The sequence below is a fragment of the Brevundimonas diminuta genome, assembly GCF_050310045.1.
GTDB classification, from domain to species: Bacteria; Pseudomonadota; Alphaproteobacteria; order Caulobacterales; family Caulobacteraceae; genus Brevundimonas; species Brevundimonas diminuta_F.
On the sequence record NZ_CP190005.1, the window covers coordinates 191376 to 211882 of the forward strand.

Annotated in this window: 22 protein-coding genes; 12 read left to right on the forward strand and 10 right to left on the reverse strand. The window is 67.8% G+C overall.

Annotated features, from left to right (window positions below):
- Positions 1 to 33: 33 nt before the first annotated feature.
- Positions 34 to 2415, reverse strand: coding sequence for a TonB-dependent receptor domain-containing protein (locus tag ACORJG_RS00955; RefSeq protein ID WP_427790823.1), 2382 nt, complete (start codon positions 2413 to 2415; stop codon positions 34 to 36).
- Positions 2416 to 2562: 147 nt separating this feature from the next.
- Here ACORJG_RS00955 and ACORJG_RS00960 point away from each other — a divergent pair, with 147 nt between their 5' ends.
- Positions 2563 to 2766: a twin transmembrane helix small protein gene (locus ACORJG_RS00960; RefSeq protein WP_346530581.1), complete on the forward strand. Its 204-nt coding sequence runs from the start codon at positions 2563 to 2565 to the stop codon at positions 2764 to 2766.
- A 35-nt stretch (positions 2767 to 2801) separates the two neighbouring features.
- On the forward strand, positions 2802 to 3374 hold the full coding sequence (locus ACORJG_RS00965; RefSeq protein ID WP_427790826.1) for a cob(I)yrinic acid a,c-diamide adenosyltransferase: 573 nt from the start codon (positions 2802 to 2804) through the stop codon (positions 3372 to 3374).
- Positions 3375 to 3384: 10 nt separating this feature from the next.
- Here the strand turns inward: ACORJG_RS00965 and ACORJG_RS00970 are convergent, their stop codons facing one another.
- Positions 3385 to 3726 (reverse strand): hypothetical protein, encoded by a 342-nt coding sequence (locus tag ACORJG_RS00970; protein WP_427790828.1) that lies wholly within the window; start codon positions 3724 to 3726, stop codon positions 3385 to 3387.
- Positions 3727 to 3852: 126 nt separating this feature from the next.
- Between ACORJG_RS00970 and ACORJG_RS00975 the strand changes: the two genes are divergently transcribed.
- The 5 genes from ACORJG_RS00975 to ACORJG_RS00995 all read left to right on the forward strand — a co-directional run bounded on the left by ACORJG_RS00975 (position 3853) and on the right by ACORJG_RS00995 (position 8925).
- Positions 3853 to 4617 (forward strand): electron transfer flavoprotein subunit beta/FixA family protein, encoded by a 765-nt coding sequence (locus tag ACORJG_RS00975; RefSeq protein WP_427790830.1) that lies wholly within the window; start codon positions 3853 to 3855, stop codon positions 4615 to 4617.
- Complete coding sequence (locus tag ACORJG_RS00980) at positions 4617 to 5546, forward strand: electron transfer flavoprotein subunit alpha/FixB family protein (protein ID WP_427790832.1); 930 nt, start codon at positions 4617 to 4619, stop codon at positions 5544 to 5546. The genes ACORJG_RS00975 and ACORJG_RS00980 overlap by 1 nt, the downstream gene beginning before the upstream one ends.
- Positions 5547 to 5683: 137 nt before the next feature.
- Positions 5684 to 5965, forward strand: a complete 282-nt coding sequence (locus tag ACORJG_RS00985) for a DUF167 domain-containing protein (protein WP_427793088.1) — start codon at positions 5684 to 5686, stop codon at positions 5963 to 5965.
- Between the two features lie 116 nt (positions 5966 to 6081).
- Positions 6082 to 7578 carry an amidohydrolase gene (locus ACORJG_RS00990; protein ID WP_427790834.1) on the forward strand — a complete coding sequence of 499 codons (1497 nt, stop codon included), beginning with the start codon at positions 6082 to 6084 and terminating at the stop codon, positions 7576 to 7578.
- Positions 7579 to 7581: 3 nt separating this feature from the next.
- On the forward strand, positions 7582 to 8925 hold the full coding sequence (locus ACORJG_RS00995) for an amidohydrolase family protein (RefSeq protein ID WP_427790836.1): 1344 nt from the start codon (positions 7582 to 7584) through the stop codon (positions 8923 to 8925).
- Positions 8926 to 9042: 117 nt separating this feature from the next.
- Here ACORJG_RS00995 and ACORJG_RS01000 read toward each other — a convergent pair whose 3' ends face one another.
- The gene (locus tag ACORJG_RS01000) at positions 9043 to 9837 is read right to left on the reverse strand and encodes an SDR family oxidoreductase (protein WP_427790838.1); all 795 of its coding nucleotides are present in this window, start codon (positions 9835 to 9837) and stop codon (positions 9043 to 9045) included.
- A complete protein-coding gene (locus tag ACORJG_RS01005) occupies positions 9834 to 10130 on the reverse strand; it encodes a 4a-hydroxytetrahydrobiopterin dehydratase (protein ID WP_427790840.1) in 297 nt (98 codons plus the stop codon). Before ACORJG_RS01005 ends, ACORJG_RS01000 begins: the two co-directional genes overlap by 4 nt.
- Positions 10131 to 10254: 124 nt before the next feature.
- Between ACORJG_RS01005 and ACORJG_RS01010 the strand changes: the two genes are divergently transcribed.
- The 3 genes from ACORJG_RS01010 to ACORJG_RS01020 are packed head-to-tail and all read left to right on the forward strand — an operon-like array spanning position 10255 to position 13093.
- Positions 10255 to 11040 (forward strand): class I SAM-dependent methyltransferase, encoded by a 786-nt coding sequence (locus ACORJG_RS01010; protein WP_427790842.1) that lies wholly within the window; start codon positions 10255 to 10257, stop codon positions 11038 to 11040.
- The gene (gene ubiB / locus ACORJG_RS01015) at positions 11028 to 12611 is read left to right on the forward strand and encodes a 2-polyprenylphenol 6-hydroxylase (RefSeq protein WP_427790844.1); all 1584 of its coding nucleotides are present in this window, start codon (positions 11028 to 11030) and stop codon (positions 12609 to 12611) included. The genes ACORJG_RS01010 and ubiB overlap by 13 nt, the downstream gene beginning before the upstream one ends.
- A 20-nt stretch (positions 12612 to 12631) precedes the next feature.
- Positions 12632 to 13093: a hypothetical protein gene (locus tag ACORJG_RS01020; RefSeq protein WP_427790846.1), complete on the forward strand. Its 462-nt coding sequence runs from the start codon at positions 12632 to 12634 to the stop codon at positions 13091 to 13093.
- A gap of 139 nt (positions 13094 to 13232) precedes the next feature.
- On the opposite strand, the gene arfB is transcribed toward ACORJG_RS01020, so the two are convergent.
- From arfB to ACORJG_RS01050, 6 genes are all read right to left on the reverse strand, one after another.
- Positions 13233 to 13634, reverse strand: a complete 402-nt coding sequence (arfB, locus tag ACORJG_RS01025; protein WP_427790848.1) for an alternative ribosome rescue aminoacyl-tRNA hydrolase ArfB — start codon at positions 13632 to 13634, stop codon at positions 13233 to 13235.
- Positions 13631 to 14089: a YaiI/YqxD family protein gene (locus ACORJG_RS01030; RefSeq protein ID WP_427790850.1), complete on the reverse strand. Its 459-nt coding sequence runs from the start codon at positions 14087 to 14089 to the stop codon at positions 13631 to 13633. The genes arfB and ACORJG_RS01030 overlap by 4 nt, the downstream gene beginning before the upstream one ends.
- Positions 14090 to 14316: 227 nt before the next feature.
- On the reverse strand, positions 14317 to 16257 hold the full coding sequence (gene thrS, locus ACORJG_RS01035; protein WP_427790852.1) for a threonine--tRNA ligase: 1941 nt from the start codon (positions 16255 to 16257) through the stop codon (positions 14317 to 14319).
- Entirely contained in the window at positions 16254 to 16502 is a 249-nt protein-coding gene (gene yidD / locus ACORJG_RS01040) for a membrane protein insertion efficiency factor YidD (protein ID WP_427790854.1), read from the reverse strand. Before yidD ends, thrS begins: the two co-directional genes overlap by 4 nt.
- Positions 16503 to 16582: 80 nt before the next feature.
- Entirely contained in the window at positions 16583 to 17068 is a 486-nt protein-coding gene (locus ACORJG_RS01045) for an iron-sulfur cluster assembly scaffold protein (RefSeq protein WP_427790856.1), read from the reverse strand.
- Between the two features lie 234 nt (positions 17069 to 17302).
- Complete coding sequence (locus ACORJG_RS01050) at positions 17303 to 18121, reverse strand: tetratricopeptide repeat protein (RefSeq protein WP_427790858.1); 819 nt, start codon at positions 18119 to 18121, stop codon at positions 17303 to 17305.
- Between the two features lie 90 nt (positions 18122 to 18211).
- Here ACORJG_RS01050 and ACORJG_RS01055 point away from each other — a divergent pair, with 90 nt between their 5' ends.
- Entirely contained in the window at positions 18212 to 19594 is a 1383-nt protein-coding gene (locus ACORJG_RS01055) for a leucyl aminopeptidase family protein (protein ID WP_427790860.1), read from the forward strand.
- 80 nt (positions 19595 to 19674) lie between these two features.
- Positions 19675 to 20478 (forward strand): C40 family peptidase, encoded by an 804-nt coding sequence (locus ACORJG_RS01060; protein WP_427790862.1) that lies wholly within the window; start codon positions 19675 to 19677, stop codon positions 20476 to 20478.
- The last annotated feature ends 29 nt before the right edge of the window (positions 20479 to 20507 follow it).

The window sequence follows — 20507 nt, forward strand, 5'->3', positions numbered from 1 at the left end:
GCCCGGTCAGTCGGGGAGGAAGGAGGAAGGGGATCAGAAGCGCGCGTTGATGCTGATCCAGTAGCTGCGGGCCTTGTCCTTGTTGTTGTAATCGTCCTGGAACGACGGGGTCCATGTGCCGTCGCCGTTGTCGGCGAAGCTGGTCTGATAGCTGGTGAAGTCCTGATCCAGCAGGTTGTTGATCCGGGCGTTGATCGTGATGTGGTCATTCACCCGATATTGGGCGCCCAGGTGCAGCACCTCATAGCTCTTGTAATAGAGGTGTTCGCGCGTGACCGTGTTGACGCCGCGATAGCGGTCCGAACGGGCCTCCATCGTCAGCTGGGTGTTCAGGCGGTCGGTGATGCGCCAGTCCAGCGTGGCGTTGGCCATGTGCTTGGCCAGATTGGTCAGGGGCAGGCCCTTGTTGGCGCCGGTCAGCTGTTCGCTGTCGGTGTTGGTGTAGTTGGCCCGCAGCGACAGGGCCTCCAGGATCTGATAGCGGCCCGCGACTTCCCAGCCCTTGATGCGGGCCTCGTCGACGTTGATCGGCTGGCTCAGGCCGCCGACGCCCAGAATTTCCCAATAGGCGCCCAGATTGGCGCAGGGGCGCACTCCGCCCGTCTCGGCGCAGGTCGCGGTGACGGGCGCCGACGAGATCTTGTCTTTGAAGTCGTTCTGGAAATAGGTGACGTTGAAGCTGTGGCCCGCGTCCGACGTCCAGTAGGTCGCGATTTCATAGTTGGTGCTGGTTTCGGGCTTCAGGTCCGGGTTGCCGGTCCAGGGGCTGGTGCCCTGCCCGCCGAAGCCGGTGATGCCGTCATACAGGTCCGTGGTCTTGGGCGTCTTATAGCCGGTGCTGACGCCGCCCTTGATCACCCATGACGGGGCTACGTCATAGACGGCGTAGATGCGCGGGCTGACGTGTCCGCCGAAGGTCTTGTGGTCGTCATAGCGTATGCCTCCCGTGACCGTCAGCCGTTCGACCGGCGTCCAGTTGTCCTCGACGAAGATCGAATACTGCTGCTGTTTGGAGACGGCGGAGCGGCCCTCGGCGCTGGCTTCCAGACCGAAGACGCCGTCCTTCAGTTCGCCGTCGATCACCTGGCCGCCGATGACGAAGTGGTGGCGTCCGGCCAGATCTTCGACCGGGATGTCGAACTTGACGTCGAGGGTGAACTGATTGCTTTCCAGATCACGCTTGGGACGGGGCAGGAAGGCCTTGGCGGCGGCGTCGCGGCGGGCCTGTTCGCTCATCCCGGCATAGGCGCCCGTGCCGCTGAACATGGTCTGCAGCAGCAGCCGCTCGGCCACAGAGAAGGGCAGGGTGCGGCCGTCATTGCTGGTTTCGACATAGGCCAGCGAGACGAAGCTGCGGCCCCAGCCCCAGTCGCCGTTATGGGTCAGGGCGAACTGGTTGCGGTTGAACTCCTGCTCGTCGGTATAGCCGACGCGGGGCTGCACCACGCCGCGTGAGGCGCGCCAGATGGTGTCGATGCTGTCGACCGTGCCCAGCGGATAGCCGACCGCGCCGGTCTCAACGTCATAGGTCGGGCGGTTGTCGTAGGTCTGGCGCGAGATGTCGTAGTCAAAGCTCAGCGACTGCCGCTCGTCGATCTTCCAGTCCAGCGTCAGGCCGGCGGAATAGTTGGTGTTGTCGACGGTCTTGCCGCCGCCGCCGAAGCCCAGCGCTCGCACGTGGTGCACCCCGGCTGGGTCGACGACGCTGTCGTATTCCGGGGTCGAGGCCAGGCGCTCATAGACGGCGCCGCGCACCGACAGGCCCAGCACGTCGCGGATCAGCGGACCGCTGGCGGCGAAGTCGAAGGTGATGTCGTCGCCGAAACTGTCGTCCGACTGGAAGCTGCGGCCCGCCGTGGCCGATCCGCGCCAGGCGTCGGTGACCGGATGGGTGATGATGTTGATGACCCCGCCCAGGGCGTCTGCGCCGTAGAGGGTCGAGGCCGGGCCGCGGATGACCTCGATCCGCTTGATCGAATCCAGCGGCGGGATGTGGTTGAATTGATTGCCGCCGAACGCGTTCGGATAGATGTCGCCGTGGTTGTTCTGGCGCCGTCCGTTGATCAGGATCAGCGTGTATTCCGGGCCCATGCCGCGGATGCTGATGGTGCGCTGGCCGGTCTTGTCCGAGGTCTCGCCCACGTCGACGCCTTCCAGATCACGCACAGCGTCGATCAGCGTCATATAGGGCCGCTGCTGCAGTTCCTCGGCGCTGATGACGCTGATGCTGGCGGGCGCCTCCACGATCTTCTGCTCGAAACCCGAAGCGGTGACGACGACGTCGGCCACGCGGCTGGCGTTCGCCTGATCGATCAGGACGTCGGCGGTTTCGGCGGACGCGGCGCCGGCCATCATGGCGGCGGTCAGGCTGACGCCGGCAAGCAGCGACGTGCGACGAAAATGCGAGGACGGCATAAGGATTATGATTCCGTAGTTATTTTGCGAGCGCTTCTCAACATCATTCTTGGACGTGCGGCAATAGGGGTGTGCGATTAAGTCGCAATTACGCCATGCTTCGGTCTTGTCTGGCGCCTGCGGGGCGACGGGCCTAAGACAGCGCTCATGGACATCATCGACATCCTGATCCTGATCGCCGTAGCGGCCGTGGCCGTGACCCTGGGCTTCGGCCTCTACAACCTGAATCGCGAAGGGCCGGAGGCGCGCGTCCGCTCGAACAAGCTGATGCGGCTGCGCATCATTCTTCAGGCGGTGGCGGTGCTGCTGCTGATGGTCGGCATGTGGCTGAAGCGCACGCACGCAGGTTGATCGGCCGCAGGATTCACTAAAGGGGAGGGCGCGCCATGGTGACGCTGAACAAGATCTACACCCGCACCGGCGACGCCGGGAAAACCCGTCTGGCCTCGGGCGCGCCGGTGTCCAAGACGGATCATCGGGTCGAGGCCTATGGCGCGGTGGACGAACTGAACGCCGTCATCGGCGTGGCGCGCCTGAACAGCGGCCAGAACGACCGCATCGACGCCATGCTGGGCCGCATCCAGAATGAGTTGTTCGACCTCGGCGCCGATCTGGCCACGCCGTTGGACCCCGCCCCGAAATGGGAGGCGCTGCGCATCATCGCCTCTCAGGTCGAGCGGCTGGAAAACGAAATCGACTGGATGAATGAAAGCCTGAAGCCGCTGGACAGCTTCATCCTGTCGGGGGGCTCGCCTTTGTCGGCGCACCTGCATCTGGCGCGCACCGTCTGCCGCCGGGCCGAGCGCGACGCGGTGCGGCTGGTGGAATCGGGCGAGCAGGTGAACCCCGATGCGGTCCGCTATCTGAACCGCCTGTCGGACCTGCTGTTCTGCGCCGCGCGCCGCGCCAACGCCAATGGTGCGGGCGACGTACTGTGGCGTCCCGGCGCCACGCGCTGAGACTGAAGACCTAGCGTCCCTGCAGCGCTTTCACGCGGGCGCGCTCGGCCTCGGTGGCGGCGGCGCGGGCGCGCTTGTCGGCGGCGATCTGGTCTTCCAGCTTCACAAGGTCGCGGTTGGCTTCAGCCGAGGCGTCGGCGCGCGACATGCCCTCGGGGCGGCCGGTGATGTCGGGGATGTAGATGGGCTGGGCGCAGATGCGCGTCTCCATGTCGTACCAATAGCCCTTGGCCGTGCAGCGATCGCCCGGATCGACCCAGAAACGCTGGAAGGCGAACACGCCCGCCAGGACCACGGCGAACAGTCCGAAGAAGATGAAGCTGAGGCGGCGGATGGTCAGGAAGCGGTTCATGCGCATCCTCATAGATCAAAAAAGCGCCCACGACACGGGTGCAGTTCACGTAGCGTTACGTTGACAGGTCGGCCTCATCGGTCCAATCCCTGCACCGACTTTTCCGATGACCAAGTGGATAGGCTCATGAAGGTACTCGTCCCGGTGAAACGGGTGATCGACTCCAACGTCAAGGCGCGCGTCAAGGCGGATCAGACCGGCGTCGACCTCGCCAACGTCAAGATGAGCATGAACCCCTTCGACGAAATCGCCGTCGAAGAGGCCGTGCGCCTGAAGGAAGGCAAGGAACACCATGCCGCAGGCACGGCGACCGAGATCGTCGTCGTCTCCATCGGCGTGACCCAGGCTCAGGAAACCCTGCGCACGGCCCTGGCCATGGGCGCCGACCGCGGCGTCCTGGTCCAGTCGGATGCGGATCTGGAGCCTCTGGCCGTCGCCAAGGTGCTGAAGGCCGTGGTGGACGAGGAGAAGCCTGACCTGGTGCTGCTGGGCAAGCAGTCGATCGATGGCGACAACAACGCCGTGGGTCAGATGCTGGCCGCCCTGCTGGACTGGCCGCAGGCCACCTTCGCCGGCAAGCTGGCGATCGAAGGGGGCAAGGCTGTCGTCACGCGTGAAGTCGACGGCGGTCTGCAGACCGTCTCGGCCGAACTGCCTGCTGTGGTGTCGGTCGACCTGCGCCTGAACACGCCGCGCTATGCGTCGCTGCCGAACATCATGAAGGCCAAGAAGAAGGAGATCGCCATGAAGTCGGTCGCCGACTACGGCGTCGATACGGCGGACCGCCTCAAGGTGCTGAAGGTGACGGAGCCGCCGAAGCGTTCGGCGGGCGTCAAGGTCGCCGATGCGGCCGAACTGGTTTCCAAGCTCAAAGACGCAGGGGTTCTGTAATGGCCGTTCTCGTCATCGCCGACCACGACGGCTCGGCCGTTCGCGACACCACCCACAAGACCGTGACGGCGGCTCTGGCCCTGTCGTCGGACGTGGACGTTCTGGTTCTGGGCAAGGACGCCAAGGGCGTGGCTGACGCCGCCGCCAAGATCTCGGGCGTTCGCAAGGTGCTGCTGGCCGAAGGCGACGCCGTCGCCCACGGTCTGGCCGAGGCCGTCGAGGCCACGGTCCTGCCGCTAGCCGGCAACTACGACGCCATCCTGACCCCGGCCAACACCGACGGTAAGAACTTCGCCCCGCGCATCGCCGCCAAGCTGGACACGGCGCCGATCTCGGACATCGTCGAAGTCGTCTCGGCCGATACCTTCGTGCGCCCTATCTATGCGGGCAATGCGCTGGAGACGGTCCAGTCGGCCGACGCCAAGAAGGTCATCACCGTGCGCCCGACGGCCTTCGCCGCCGCCGCTGAAGGCGGTTCGGCCCCGGTCGAGAGCGTCGCCGCCGGCGAAGCGCCCAAGACCGCCTTCGTGTCGGAAGAACTGGTCAAGTCGGACCGCCCGGAACTGGGCGCCGCCAAGATCGTCGTCTCGGGCGGCCGCGCCCTGGGTTCGGCCGAAGAGTTCGCCGCCGTCATGGACCCCCTGGCCGACAAACTGGGCGCCGCTGTCGGCGCCTCGCGCGCGGCGGTCGATGCGGGCTATGCGCCCAACGACTATCAGGTCGGCCAGACCGGCAAGGTCGTGGCGCCGCAGCTCTACATCGCCATCGGCATTTCGGGCGCCATCCAGCACCTGGCCGGGATGAAGGACTCCAAGGTGATCGTTGCGATCAACAAGGACGCCGACGCCCCGATCTTCCAGGTCGCCGACTATGGTCTGGTCGCCGACTACAAGACCGCCGTGCCGGAGCTGATGGCCGCTCTCGGCTAAGGTCAGTTCTCACGCTGGATATGAAGCGCGCCGGATGGGAAACCGTCCGGCGCGTTTTCTTTTGTGCGCCGAAGCTCTCCCCATCAAGGCGACGGGGTGACTTGGCCCTCTTGCTTGAATGGGCCAAACACGTGGCCATGACCGTCCGCCTCGCCATCAAGCTGACTCCGCGCGCCTCGGCCGACCGCATCGACGGCTGGGATGTCGATCCGGACGGCCGTCCTGTGCTGAAGGTCCGCGTCCGCGCCCAGCCGGTGGAAGGCGAGGCCAACGCCGCGCTGACCGCCTTTCTGGCCAAGGCGCTGGGCGTGCCCAAGCGCGATGTGACCCTGGCGCGCGGCGGCCAGTCGCGGCTGAAGATGATCGAGGTCGATGGTCTGGACGACGCCGAAGTGCGGGCGCGACTGCCGGGCGGCTGACGTCTTCGCTGACTTTGGCGCGAGCAGGGGATTTTAGAGCTTTACCCTGACAGAAACTGGCGATTGTATAGCCAATATTTTCTGCCCGCCGTTTGCGGGCGCGAGGGGGCTCGCCCATGTTGTTCAGTCGTCTGCGGGGGCCAAGCCTCGCTGTTCTCACCTGCGCGCTCGGCGCGCTCAGTCTTTCGGCCTGCGCCACGACCGGCGAAGCCGCGCCGAAGACGCAGACCGCGTCTGCTTCGTCGTCCTCGAAGGACCGGACGATGGCGCCGGGTCTGGACGGCTGGGCCAATCAGGATCCCTATCCGTCGACCTATCGCGGCCTGCCGCGCCAGAACATGGCCATTGTCGGCGCCACGGTGCTGACCGGCGCAGGTCAGAAGATCGAGGGCGGCGTCGTCGTCGTCACCGACGGCCGCATCGCTGCGGTCGGTGGAGCGAACACGCCGGTTCCGGCGGGGCACCAGGTGGTCGACGCGCGCGGCCGCTTCGTGACGCCGGGCGTCATCGACATCCACAGCCACCTGGGCGTCTATCCCTCGCCGGCGGTGCAGGGGATGAGCGACGGCAACGAAGCCACCAATCCCAACACCGCCCAGGTCTGGTCCGAACACTCGATCTGGCCTCAGGACCCCGGCTTCAACACCGCCCGCGCGGGCGGGGTGACGACCATCCAGATTCTGCCCGGCTCGGCCAATCTGTTCGGCGGGCGCGGCGTGACCCTGCGCAACGTCCCCTCGGTGACGATGCAGGGCATGAAGTTCCCGGGCGCCCCCTATGGCCTGAAGATGGCCTGCGGCGAGAACCCATCGCGCGTCTACGGCTCGCGCAACCAGTCGCCGGCCACCGGCATGGGCAATGTGGCGGGCTATCGCGCCGGCTTCATCGCCGCGCGCGACTACAAGGCCAAGTGGGACAAGTGGCGCGAGGACGGTCAGGGGACGCCCCCGACCCGCAACCTGCAGCTTGAGACGCTGGCGGGCGTGCTGGACGGGTCGATTCTGGTCCAGAACCACTGCTATCGCGCCGACGAAATGGCCGTGATGCTCGATGTGGCCAAGGAGTTCGGCTACAAGGTCACCACCTTCCACCACGCGGTCGAGGCCTATAAGATCGCGCCGATGCTGGCGCGTGAAGGCGTCTGCGCCGCCATGTGGACCGGCTGGTGGGGCTTCAAGATGGAGGCTCTGGACGGCATCGAGGAAAACGCCGCCCTGACCGACGCGGCCGAAGGATCGTGCGCCGTCATCCACTCGGACGACGACATGCTGATCCAGCGCCTGAACCAGGAAGCCGCCGCCGCCCTGTCGGCCGGTCGCCGGGCGGGCCTGACCATTTCCGAAGAGCACGCCATCGGCTGGATCACGCTGAACGCGGCCAAGGCCATCGGCATCGACAAGGAAACCGGCTCTCTGGAGAACGGCAAGCGCGCCGATTTGGTGATCTGGAGCCACGATCCCTTCTCGATCTACGCCCGCGCCGATCAGGTCTTCATCGACGGCGGACTGGCGTTCGACCGTCTGAACCCCGCCTTCCAGCCCGTGTCCGATTTCGAACTGGGCCAGCCCGGCTTCGGCCTGTCCGCCGCCGGCGTCGCTCAGGGAGCCCGCTGAACCATGCTTATCAAAACTCTCCTCGCGGGCGCAGTTGCATCGCTCGCCCTGGCCGCTCCCGCTCTGGCGCAGGACGTCGCCATCACCGGCGGCCAGGTTCTGACCGGAACCTCAGTGGTCGAGAACGGCACCGTCGTCATCCGTAACGGCAAGGTCGTCTCGGTCGGAACCGGCGCGGCTCCGGCCGGAATGCGCGTCATCGACGCGCGCGGCAAGGTCGTGACCCCCGGCTTCGTCGCCGTGGATTCCGGTCTGGGCGGCACCGAGGTCGGCTCGGTGCGCGGATCCAACGACCTGTCGAACAGCGCCAATACGCTGACAGCGGCGTTCGACCTGTCCTATGGGCTGGACCCGTGGTCCTTCACCCTGCCGGTGGCGCGTCTGGGCGGCGTCACCCGCGCCGTCGTCACCCCGCGTCACGCCGGGTCGCGCGCGGGCCACAGCCATGACGACTCCGATTTCGCGGGCGCGGGCGACGGAGGCTATCAGACGCCGGGCCTGTTCGCAGGTCAGGCGGCCGTCATCAAGCTGGGCGGAAGCGACATTCTGGTGAAGTCCAAGGTCGCCATGACCGCCCCCTTCGGCGAGGCGGGCGCAGCGGTCGCGGGCGGGGCCCGCGGCGCCGAGTTCGTCCTGTTCAAGGAAACCCTGGCCGAGGTGCGGACCTATGCCCGCAACAAGGCGGCCTATGACCGGGCCGACCTGCGCGCCCTGTCCCTGTCGCGCGCTGATCTGGAGGCCCTGATCCCGGTGGCCGAAGGGCGGATGCCGCTGATCGTCACCGTCAACCGCGCCTCGGACATCCAGCAGGTTCTGCGTCTGTCGCGCGAGGAAGGCGTCAAGGTCATCCTGGACGGCGCCGCCGAAGGCTGGTTGGTGGCCAATGAGATCGCGGCGGCCAACGTGCCGGTCCTGCTGCACCCGATCACCAATCTGCCCTCGAACTTCGAGATGCGGGCGGCGCGGATGCAGAATGCGGCGGCCCTGAATGCGGCCGGCGTGGTCATCGCCATGAAGGGCAATGAAGGCTCGGCCCACCGTGCGCGCGACATCCGCTACAACGCGGGCAACGCCGTCTCGCACGGCCTGCCGTTCGCGGCGGCCATTCAGGCGATCACGGTCAACCCGGCTCGCATCTTCGGCTTCGACGGTCAGTTCGGCGAACTGAAGGCCGGGGCGGCGGGCGACGTCGTGGTCTGGTCCGGCGATCCGCTGGAGCCGCTGAGCCAGCCGTCGGCGGTGCTGATCGACGGGGTGGAGCAGCCGCTGCAGGCCCGCAACCTGCTGCTGCGCGACCGCTATCGCAACAGCGGCGAAGGGGCGATGCCGCCCGCCTACGGCCGCTGAGACTTCAAGACCTGAAGACGGAAAGGGCGCTGCGGGAGACCGCAGCGCCCTTTTTCATTGCTCCCGACTTCCGCTCATCCCGGCGTCCGCCGGGATGAGCGGGATAGCCCGCGCCCTCTACTGCGCTGTCAGTCCGCCGTCGATCTTGAACTCGGCGCCGGTCACGAACTTCGATTCATCTGAGGCCAGATACAGCACGCACCAGGCCACATCATTCGGCTCGCCGATGCGCTTCAACGGAATGCCGCGGGCCAGCTTTTCGTGGGCGTTCGTCTCGTCGCCGCCCGCCATGGCGATGAAGGGATCGAGGATCGGCGTCTTGATGAAGACCGGATGCACCGAGTTGACGCGCACGTTCCAGCCCGCCTTGGCCGCCTCCAGCGCCACCGTCTTGGTGTAGAGCCAGACCGCCGCCTTGGTGGCGTTATAGGCGCCCATGCCCGGCGCCGCCGCCAGTCCCGCGATCGATGAGATGTTGACGATCGACCCCGCGCCCGACGCCCGCAGCGGCGCCATGGCGTGCTTGCAGCCCAGCATGACCGATTCCAGATTGATCGCCTGAACCCGGCGCCAGTTCTCCAGCGTATCCTGCTCAGCCCACAGAAGTTCGCCGCCGATCCCGGCGTTGTTCACCAGAATGTTGAGCCCGCCCATATCCTGAACCGCCGCCGCAACCACGCGGACCCAGTCGTCCTCACGCGTGACGTCGTGCTGATAGGCGAAGGCCATGCCGGGATGATCGGCGTTGATCGCCTCGGCCAGCGTCTGCGCGCCGTTCAGGTCCAGGTCGCTGAGCGCGACTTTCGCGCCCTCGCGGACCAGCATCCGCGCCATCGCCTGACCCAGACCTCCGGCGGCGCCGGTGATCAGGGCCGCCTTGCCCGCGACGCGGCCGGTGCGGGCGGCGCTCACTCGACCAGCCCCTTGACGGCTTCGTCGATGAAGCGGGCCATCGCCGCGTCGCGCTCGGTCACCCCGCCCGCGTCATGGGTGGTCAGCAGCACCTCGACGCGGTTGTAGACATTGGACCACTCAGGATGGTGATCGACCTTGTCCGCCAGCAGGGCGACGCGCGTCATGAAGCCGAAGGCGGCGTTGAAATCGGCGAAGCGGAGCGTCCGCGCGATGGCCGGGCGCGGATCGTCAGCGCGGCGCCAATCGGGCAGGCCCGCCAGAACTTCGGTCACGTCGAGGGCGGCGGTCATGGGCGTCTCCTTGGATTTTCTTCAGGCGTATCGCGCGCCTTGTGATGCGACAAGCCATGACGCAACGTCCGATGCGACGCTTCCCCGGATGACGGCGGCGGCGGGAGGCGTTAAACCCGCACCCATGACCCAGGCCGATCCCTCCCCAAACGCTTCCGGCAAGACTTCCTCCTTCGGCTTCCGCGACGTGGACGCGAAGGAAAAGGTGCAGATGGTTCGCGGCGTGTTCGATTCCGTCGCGTCCAACTATGACCTGATGAACGACCTGATGAGCGCGGGCGTCCACCGCATCTGGAAGGATGCGACGGCGGCCAAGCTCAACGTCCGTCCCGGCGAGGTGGTGCTGGACATGGCCGGGGGCACCGGCGACATGGCGCGCCGCTATTCCAGGATGGCCCGCGCGGCGCAGGATCGGCGCGGCGGCGAGGACGCCACCGTCATCGTCATGGACTACAACGCCGAGATGATCCTGAACGGCGTGGCCAAGGGCGGCGAGCCCGAGATGGCCTGGGGCGTCGGCGACGCCATGAACCTGCCGTTCCCGGACGCCTGTCTGGACGCCTATTCGATCAGCTTCGGCATCCGCAATGTGTCGGACGTGGCCGGCGCCCTGCGTGAGGCGCGTCGCGCGCTGAAGCCGGGCGGGCGGTTCATCTGTCTGGAGTTTTCGCGGCCCACGACCGGCGCGCTGAGGAAGGCTTATGACGCCTGGTCCTTCCACGCCATTCCGCGCATCGGCCAGCTGGTCGCCAAGGACCGCGATTCCTATCAGTATCTGGTCGAGAGCATTCGCCGCTTCCCCGACCAACAGACCTTCAAGCGGATGATCGAGGAGGCGGGCTTCAGCCGCGTCAGCGTCACCAATCTGTCGGGCGGCATCGCCGCCATCCACCACGGGTGGGCGATCTGAGCCGGTTGACCTTCAACGCGCCGCCGCCGACGCCTCAGGCCCAGCCGGTTCGCCATCCGGTCGGCGCGGCTTTTCGCATGGTGCGCTGGGGCTGGGTGCTGGCGCGCCACGACGCCTTGATCCCGCGCGAAGCCAATCCCCTGCTGCCTGCGTGGGGGCGCCCGTTCGCTCGTTTTGTCCAGATGTTCGCCAGCCGCAGATATCGCGCCGGACGGCCGGGCCAGCGCGTCGGTCAGGCGTTCGAGCATCTGGGGCCGGTCGCCATCAAGCTGGGCCAGGTGCTGGCCACCCGCGCTGACATCTTCGGCCTGCAGTTCGCCCAGGACCTGGGCCGTCTGAAGGACAAGCTGCCGCCCTTCCCGATGGAAGAGGCTAGGCGCGAGATCGAGCGGTCGCTGGGCCGCCCGGCCGACAGCCTGTTCATCGACCTGGCTCAGCCGATGGGCGCCGCTTCCCTGGCGCAGGCGCACCCCGCCTGGCTGGCCGACGGGCGCAAGGTGGCGGTCAAGGTGCTGCGCCCCGGCGTCGAGCGCCGCGTGGCCCAGGGGCTGGACGCCATGCGTCTGGGCGCCAGGCTGGTCGACCGCTTCGTCGAGCCTGCGCGTCGGCTTGAGCCGCGCGCCTTCGTCGAGATCATCGCCCAGTCGCTGCAGCTGGAACTGGACATGCGGCTGGAGGCGGCGGCCGCCTCCGAACTGGCCGAAGTCATGGCCAAGGACGGCTATATGACCGCCCCCGCCGTCGTCTGGGACGGGGTGGGCAAGCGGGTGCTGACGCTGGAATGGGCGCCGGGGCTACCGATGACGGACCCTGCGCTGGTCGATCTGCCGGGCCTCGACAAGGACGCCCTGGCCGACAAGGTGGTGCGCGCCTTTCTGGTTCAGGCGCTGGATCACGGCGTCTTCCACGCCGACCTGCACGAAGGCAATCTGTTCGCCGATGCGCCTGCTCAACTGACGGCCATCGACTTCGGCATCGTCGGACGACTGGGGCCGTCCGAGCGGCGCTATCTGGCGGAGATCCTGTGGGGCTTCATCAGCCGCGACTATGAGCGCATCAGCCGCGTTCACTTCGAGGCCGGATACGTGCCGCCGCATCATTCGGTCGACACTTTCGCGCAGGCTCTGCGCGCCGTGGGCGAGCCGGTGGTGGGGCGTCAGGCCAGCCAGGTGTCGATGGGTCGTCTGCTGGGCCAGCTGTTCGAGATCACCGCCCTGTTCGACATGCATCTGCGCCCTGAACTGGTGCTGCTGCAGAAGACCATGGTCTCGGTTGAGGGGGTGGCGCGCCGTCTCAACCCCGACCACGACCTGTGGGACGCGGCCAAGCCGGTGGTCGAACGCTGGATCAAGCGCGAACTGGGACCGACGGCTCAGGTGAAGGAAACGGTGGAAGAGGCGGTGGCGACGCTCAAGGCCCTGTCGCGACTGGCGCAGAACCCGCCGCAGTCTCAGACGTTGGTGATCGACAAGGCCGGAACGCGGCCCTGGGTGGTCGCCGCCGTCACCGTCGCCGTATGTGTGTCGACAGCCGCCTTGGTGCTGACGCTTTGGCCGATGATCGTCGCCTGACGTTTCTTCGGAGCCTGCGCATGAAGACCCTTTCGCTGACCGCCGCCCTGATGGGCGCGACCCTGCTGGCCGCTCAGGTCGCGACGCCTGTTCTGGCGCAGGCTGCGGCCACCCTGCCCGACAGTTTCGGAGCGGAAGCACCAGCCGATCGTCAGAAGGCCGGGCCGCCTGTTTCGACGACCGCGCCGGACATCGCCCGTTCTGAAGAGGCGCTGCGCGTCGTCATCGCCGCCTTCCAGAGCGGGAACATCGACTATACGGATTTCACGACAGGGCTGGCCGCCCAGGTTCGCGCCAAGTCGGGCGAGATGATCCCCCTGATCCAGCAGTTCGGCGCGATCAAGACCGTCGAGCATCGCGGCCAACAGAACGGCGCCGATATCTTCCGCGTGGTGTTCGACAAACAGGCCACCGACTGGGTGATCGGTTTCGACGCCGAGGACCAGATCGCGGCCCTGCTGTTCCGTCCGGCTCAGGACTGAAGGCGGCGCCTTCATGGCCGCCGTCATCCTCGGGCTTGACCCGAGGATCGAGGGCAGGGACGCGTTCCTGTTGTCCAAGGTCGAGCGTGGATGGCTGGGTCCTCGAGTCAAGCCCGAGGATGACGGCGAGGGACGAAGGCTAATCCAGCGACGGCTTGCCCCGTCCGCTTTTGATCGTCGAACGGCTGGACTTGGCTTGTAGACGCCGCTCCTTGGACGCCCGCGTCGGCCGGGTCGGCACGCGGTAGACCGGCTTGATCGAGGCCTCGGCCACCATGGCCTCCAGCCGTTCGACGGCGTCTGCCTTGTTGCGCTCCTGCGTGCGGAAGCGAACGGCGCTGATGACGATCACCCCGTCCAGCGTCAGGCGGCTGCCCGCCAGCTTCATCAGCCGCGCCTTCACCGGCTCGGTCAGGCTGGGCGAGTTCCTGACGTCGAACCGCATCTGCACGGCGGTCGAGACCTTGTTGACGTTCTGCCCGCCCGGTCCGCCCGCGCGGAAGAAGCGGAACTCCAGTTCGTCTTCAGGAATGCGGCTCATGACGCCTCTCTGCGCGCCCGCACCACAGCCGCGTCCAGCGCCTGCAGAAAGCGCGAGCGGTCGGCGACCGAGAAGGGCGGCGGCCCGCTGGTCGGCACGCCCATGGAGCGCAGATGTTCGCCGATCATCCGCCCGGCCAAAGCTGACCCGATGGAGTCCGCCGTGAACGGCTGGCCGTTCGACTTCAGCGCCTGTGCGCCCGATTTCAGCACCCGGTCGGCCAGCGGAATGTCGGCGGTGATGATGATGTCGCCGCGCTTGGCGCGCTCGGCGATCCAGTCGTCGGCTACGTCCGGCCCGGCGTCGACGACGACCTGTTCGATCAGCGGCTCGCGCGGGGTGTTGATCCAGGCGTTGGACACCACGAAGACCTTCAGGCCGCAGCGGCGCGCCACGCGGTACACCTCCTCCTTCACGGGGCAGGCATCGGCGTCGATGTAGAGGGTGGTAGCCATGACAGGCTTATGGCCCGCGGAACGCGCGGCGAGAAGGCCGCTTGATGCTGGGTCGCTGCCTACTCGACCCGCCACAACCTTCTCCTCCCCATGCAATGGGGAGGTGGCGCGGCGCCGAAGGCGACGTGACGGAGGGGGCGTCTCGACGGTCAATGCTGGCGTCGCCCCCTCCACCGCTACGCGGTCCCCCTCCCCACGTTGTGGGGAGGAGAGGCGCGCGCTTCGTCTTACGCCACGCCGTCGCGGATGCGCTTCAGGTCCGGCGCCAGGGCCTCGTCCGTCAGCATGGCGATGGCTTCCTCGACCGTGACGATGGTCTGGGCCTGAGAGCCGAAGCGGCGGATGGCGACCTTGCCTTCCTCGGCCTCCTTGCGGCCGACCACGGCGATGGCGGGCACCTTGGCGACCGAGTGCTCGCGGATCTTGTAGTTGATCTTCTCGTTGCGCAGGTCGATCTCGGTGCGCAGACCCGCCGCCCGGAACTTGGCCAGAACTTCCTCGGCGTAACCGTCGGCGTCCGAGGTGATGGTCGCCACCACCGCCTGCGTCGGCGCCAGCCACAGCGGGAAGGCCCCGGCGTAGTTCTCGATCATGATGCCGATGAAGCGCTCGAACGAGCCCAGGATCGCGCGGTGCAGCATGACCGGGCGGTGCTTCTGGCCGTCCTCGGCGATGTAGGTCGCATCCAGACGCTCGGGCAGGACATAGTCCAGCTGGATCGTGCCGCAGGTCCATTCGCGGCCGATGGCGTCCTTGACGATGAAGTCCAGCTTGGGCGCGTAGAAGGCGCCGTCGCCCTCGGTGACGACCGGCTCGGTTCCGGCGGCGCGGGCGGCTTCCAGCATCTGGGCCTCGGCCTTGTCCCAGAACTCCTCGGTGCCGGCGCGCAGCTCGGGGCGGGTGCCCAGGCTGATGTATTTGGTCTCCATGCCGAGGTCGGCGTGGACCGAATAGGCCAGCTTGATGAACTCGGCCGTCTCCTCGACGATCTGGTCCTCGCGGCAGAAGATGTGGGCGTCGTCCTGCGTAAAGCCGCGCACCCGCATCAGGCCGTGCAGCGAGCCTGACGGTTCATAGCGGTGACAGGCGCCGAACTCGGCCATGCGCAGCGGCAGTTCGCGATAGGATCGCTGACCCTGATCGAAGATCTGCACGTGACCGGGGCAGTTCATCGGCTTGAGGCTGAGCGTCTCGCCCTCGACCGTCTCACAGACGAACATATTGGCGCGGTACTTGTCCCAGTGGCCCGAGGCTTCCCAGAACTTGCGGTCCAGCACCTGCGGCGTCTTGACCTCGACATATCCGGCGGCGTCCAGACGGCGGCGCATATAGGCCTCCAGCACGCGCCACAGCACCCAGCCCTTGGGGTGCCAGAAGACCATGCCCCGGCCCTCTTCCTGCATGTGGAAGAGCTCCATGCCGCGGCCCAGCTTGCGGTGGTCGCGCTTCTCGGCCTCTTCGATGCGCAGCAGATAGGCGTCCAGGTCTTCCTTGCTCGCCCAGGCCGTGCCGTAGATGCGCTGCAGCTGGGCGCGGTTGGAATCGCCGCGCCAATAGGCGCCCGCCAGCTTGGTCAGCTTGAAGGCCTTGCCCACGAACCTGGTCGTCGGGAAGTGCGGCCCGCGGCACAGGTCGGCCCATTCGCCCTGTTTGTAGACGGTGATCGTTTCCGTCTCGGGCAGGTCGCGGATCAGTTCGGCCTTATAGGTTTCGCCGAGCGTCTCGAAGTGGGCGATGGCGTCGTCGCGGTTCCAGACCTGACGCTCCAGCGGGGCGCCCCGGTCGACGATCTCGGCCATCTTCTTCTCGATCTTCGGGAAGTCGTCGGTCGAGAAGGGCTCGTCGCGCGCGAAGTCGTAATAGAAGCCGTCCTCGATGGCCGGGCCGATCGTCACCTGCGTGCCGGGGAACAGTTCCTGCACCGCCTGGGCCAGCACGTGGGCGGCGTCGTGGCGGATGGTCTCCAGCGCCTCGGGATCGTCGCGCATCAGCAGGCGGAAGTCGCCGTTCCCGTCGATGACGCGGTCCAGGTCACGCTGCTCGCCGTTCCAGACGACCAGGGCCGCCTTCTTGGCCAGCGAGGGCGAGATGGCGGCGGCCACATCGCGGCCCGTCGAGCCGGCCGGATACTGACGCACGGCGCCGTCGGGGAATTTCAGTTCGATCATGACGGTCGTTCTTTTTCGGTCTTGGCGGGCGGAACGGGATCATAGCCCGAACCGCCGAAGGGATGGCATTTACAGAGGCGCCGCACGGTGAGCCATCCCCCTTTGACCGGACCGTGTCGGATCAGGGCGTCGCGCCCGTAATCCGAACAGGTCGGCATGAACCGGCACTGCTGGCCGATCAGGGGGGACAGCGTCAGCTTATAGCCCCGATGGGCCGCGCGGACGCTGCGTTCGTAGAGAGACATCTGTCCCTTCGCCGGGGGCTCTGTTTCGGGTTCGTCGCGCTTATCCCTCTTCACAGCAGGGGGATCAACCGACGCGCCGCTCAGGCCGCGCCGGCGAGGCGAGTTCGCGTATCGCTTTGGTGTTTTTCCAATGCCCGATTCTCTTGGGCCTGCTTGACGGCGTCCAGCGTCGCTTCCAGCGCCACCATGGTCGAGGCGTGGCGGGCGGGATAGTCGGCGACCTGCTTCAGCACGCGCAGGGCTTCGAAGCGGCCCTCAGGGCCTTCGCCGCCGGATTTCAGCATGGCCGACAGGGCGTCGCGCGCGGCCTCGATCTCCTGAACCGAAGCGCCGAGGACGTTTTCGCCGACCACGCCCGCCGCCGCCTGACCCAGGGCGCAGGCCTTGACCGTCTGGGCGAAGCCGCTGACGCGGCCATCGGCGTCCAGCGTCACATCGACGATGGCCTTGGACCCGCACAGCTTGGCGACCCGCTCGGCCGAGCCTTCGGGCGCAGGCAGGCGCCCGCTATGCGGCAGGTTGGCCGCCAGCGACAGGATGCGCGCGCTGTAGAGGTCGTCGATCACGGGATGAAGATAGGCCTTCACGGGCGGAAGGTGAAGAGCGCCGACGCCTCTCCCTCCCCGTCCCGGGGAGGGTGGCTGAGGCCGTAGGCCGAAGACGGGTGGGGGCGGCAAGGCTATTCAGACACTGAGGCCGGGATCACGTTGAGGTTAGGGTCACCAAGCCCTCCCCACCCGGTCTCCGCTTCGCTCCGACCACCCTCCCCGGGACGGGGAGGGAGAAGTCGCACGCTTCTTTCATCCGCCCTGCAACGACGACCACGTCCGCGCGGTCGGCGATGCTTCAGTGAGGGCGGGGGCGACGGCAGGAGAGGGCGGCTGCCCCGGCTGCATCCGTTCGGCCAGCCAGCGCAGGTTCTGGTCGGCGGCCTCGGGCGGCAGGTCGCGGCGCAGGATGGCCTCGGCCTCGGCGGTCTTGCCCTGCAGGCCCAGCGCCAGGGCCAGGTTCTGGCGCACCTGCAGCCCGGCGCCCGGCTGGGCCGCCGCGCGGCGCAGCAGGATTTCGGCGGAGGGCGCGTCGCCCTCGCCGATGCGGGCGATGGCGGCGTTGGTCAGGACGTCGGCGTTGTCGGGCGACAGGCGCAGGGCCTCGTTCCATGCAGCGCGGGCGTCGTCTGGGCGGCGCACCTGCTGATAGGCCACGCCCAGCAGCGACAGGGGGCGCCAGTCGCGCGGCGCCGCCGCCTTGGCCTGCTCCAGCGCCGCTATGCCGTAGAAGGCCTGACCGCGCGCGATGTGGGCGCGTCCGACCTCCAGCATGGCCTCGACATTGGCGGGCTGGGCGACCAGCACGCCCTGCGCCGTCTCGGCCGCCTGATCGAACTGGCCCAGTTCGCGCAGGGCCTGCGCCAGCTTGACCCCGGCGACCGGGTCCATCGGATTGAGCTGCTGCTCCCGGGTCCAGAAGACCGAGCGGCTGAGGGCGTCGGACCGGTCATAGCCCGCGCGCGTCGCGGCGTCGGCAGGCCCGCGCGGCGCGGTCTGGCTCAGGGCCGGGGCGGCGAGGGCCAGAAGCGTCAGGCTGACGGTTGCGGCGAGGGCGGGGTTGCGCGACATGGAAGGGGTCCGTGGCGGTTCTGCCCTTATGGTCGCGCCGACGCGTCAAGGTTTGGTTAATCGGCGTTAAGCGTCGGAAAGGTCGCCTCCATGTCCCCTCAGTCCGAACTGCTGATCGCCGCTTCTGAGACCGCGCGCCCGGTCCGCATCGTCAAGGCGGGCGCGGCGCTGGAGGGACGTATCGCCGCTTGGGCCGAGGCCAACGGCTTCACCGGCAAGGCGGGCCAGCTGCTGGTCGTCCCGGGTGCTGACGGCGCGCCGGAGTTGGCCCTGTTTGGGGCAGGCGGGGCGTTCGACCCCATGACGGCGCGCGGCCTGCCGACGCGCCTGCCTGCGGGCGATTGGCGGCTGGAGGGCGTCGAGGGCGAGGCGGCGCATTCGGCGGCTCTGGCTTTTGCGCTGGGGGGCTATCTGTTCGACCGTTACAAGGCACGGCCGGAGCGCGGTCGCGCGCGTCTGGTCGCGCCGGACGGCCTCGACCTGACGGCGACGCTGAACATCGCCGCCGCCTGCGCCCTGACGCGCGAGATGGTCGACACCCCCGCCGCCGACATGGGGCCGCTGCAGCTCGAAACCATCGCGCGCGAGATCGCCGAGGGCGCGGACGCGAGCCTGACCGTCACGACCGGCGAGGCCTTGCTGGAAGACAATTATCCGGCCGTCCACGCCGTCGGCCGCGCCGCCGCTCCGCACCGGGCGCCGCGGGTGCTGGAGCTCGGCTGGAATATGGATCGGGCGGATCTGCCGCTGGTGGCTCTGGTCGGCAAGGGGGTGGTGTTCGACACCGGCGGTCTGGACCTGAAGGGCGCCGCCGGGATGCGCAACATGAAGAAGGACATGGGCGGCGCAGCCCACGCGCTGTCGCTGGGCCGCCTGATCATGCAGGCCGGTCTGCCGGTGCGGCTGGTGGTGCTGGTCGCGGCGGTCGAGAACGCGGTGTCGGCCGACGCCTTCCGGCCCGGCGATATTCTGAACAGCCGCAAGGGCCTGACCATAGAGATCGGCAACACCGACGCCGAGGGCCGTCTGATCCTGGCCGATATCCTGACGCGGGCAGGCGAGCACGAGCCGGACCTGACGCTGGACTTCGCCACCCTGACCGGCGCGGCGCGTATTGCGCTGGGGCCGGAGCTGCCGCCGCTCTACACCGATGACGACGCTCTGGCCGAGGGTGTCTTGAGCGCAGGCCGCGCCGTGGGCGACCCCCTGTGGCGCATGCCTTTGTGGGCGGGCTATCGCGCCTCGCTGGACAGCGAGATCGCGGATTTGCGCAACGATTCCGCCGCCTGGGCCCAGGCCGGGTCGGTGACGGCGGCCCTGTTCCTGCAGACGTTCGCGCCGACGACCGGCAGCTGGGCGCACATGGACGTCTTCGCCTGGAACCCGCGCGCCCGGCCCGGCCGGCCCGAGGGCGGCGAGGCGCAAGGCCTGCGCGCCTGCTTCCGCTATCTCAGCGACAAATTCGCAAAATAGCCAAGGCTGTTAACGCCCCCTTCGGGATCGGCGCCTAGGGTCGGCTGTTCGAATTGTCGAAGCCGTCCAGAGACCGCCGCTTGACTGATGTTCTGGCCCTGCTGCCGCCCGGCGCGCCCCTGATCCTTCGGGACGGGGATCGCGTGGTGCTGGCCGAACAGGCGCTGGAAGGTCTGATGCGGGCCGAGGCCTACCGCCCGACCGACCCCGCCCATTGCCGTCTGCCGGTCGCCGACATCGTCTCGGATGACGGGCTGCGCATCGACCAGCTGCTGTTCGGCGAGGTCTTCGATATTCTGGAGCGTCGTCAGGATCGCGCATGGGGCCGGGCGCGGCGCGACGGCGTGGTCGGCTGGGTGACGCTGGAGGCTCTGGCGCCCGGCGCGCCGCTGGCGACGCACCGTGTCGCCTCGGTGGACGCCGACCTGCCGCTGAATGCTCTGCTGGCCGATGTGTCTCAGGACGGGCTGGACGAAGCTGATCTGCAGTGCGTCGGCGATTTCGAGCGCGATCCGGTCGCGGTCGCCGAGCGGTTGCTGGGCCGCCCGCACGCCCTGGGCGCCCGCTCTTCGCGTGAAACGGATTGTTCCGGTCTGGTGCAGCAGGCGCTTCTGGCATGTGGTCTGCCCGGCCCGCGCCGCGCCGACGATCAGGCCCGACTGGGCCGGGCCGTGTCGCGTGATGAGGCCCGTCGCGGCGATCTGGTTCTGTGGCTGTCGCAGGCCCTGGGCGACTGGACCGGCCACTCGGCCATGATGGTCGACGCCGATCAGGTGATCCATTCTACGGGCGCGCGCAGCGGCGTCGTCATCGAGACTCTGGCCGAGGTCGAGGCCCGCCTGACCGCAGACGGCTTCGCCTCCGCGATTTTCCGCCGCGTCTGATCTTTGCGCGACGGCGTCGGCCGACGGGA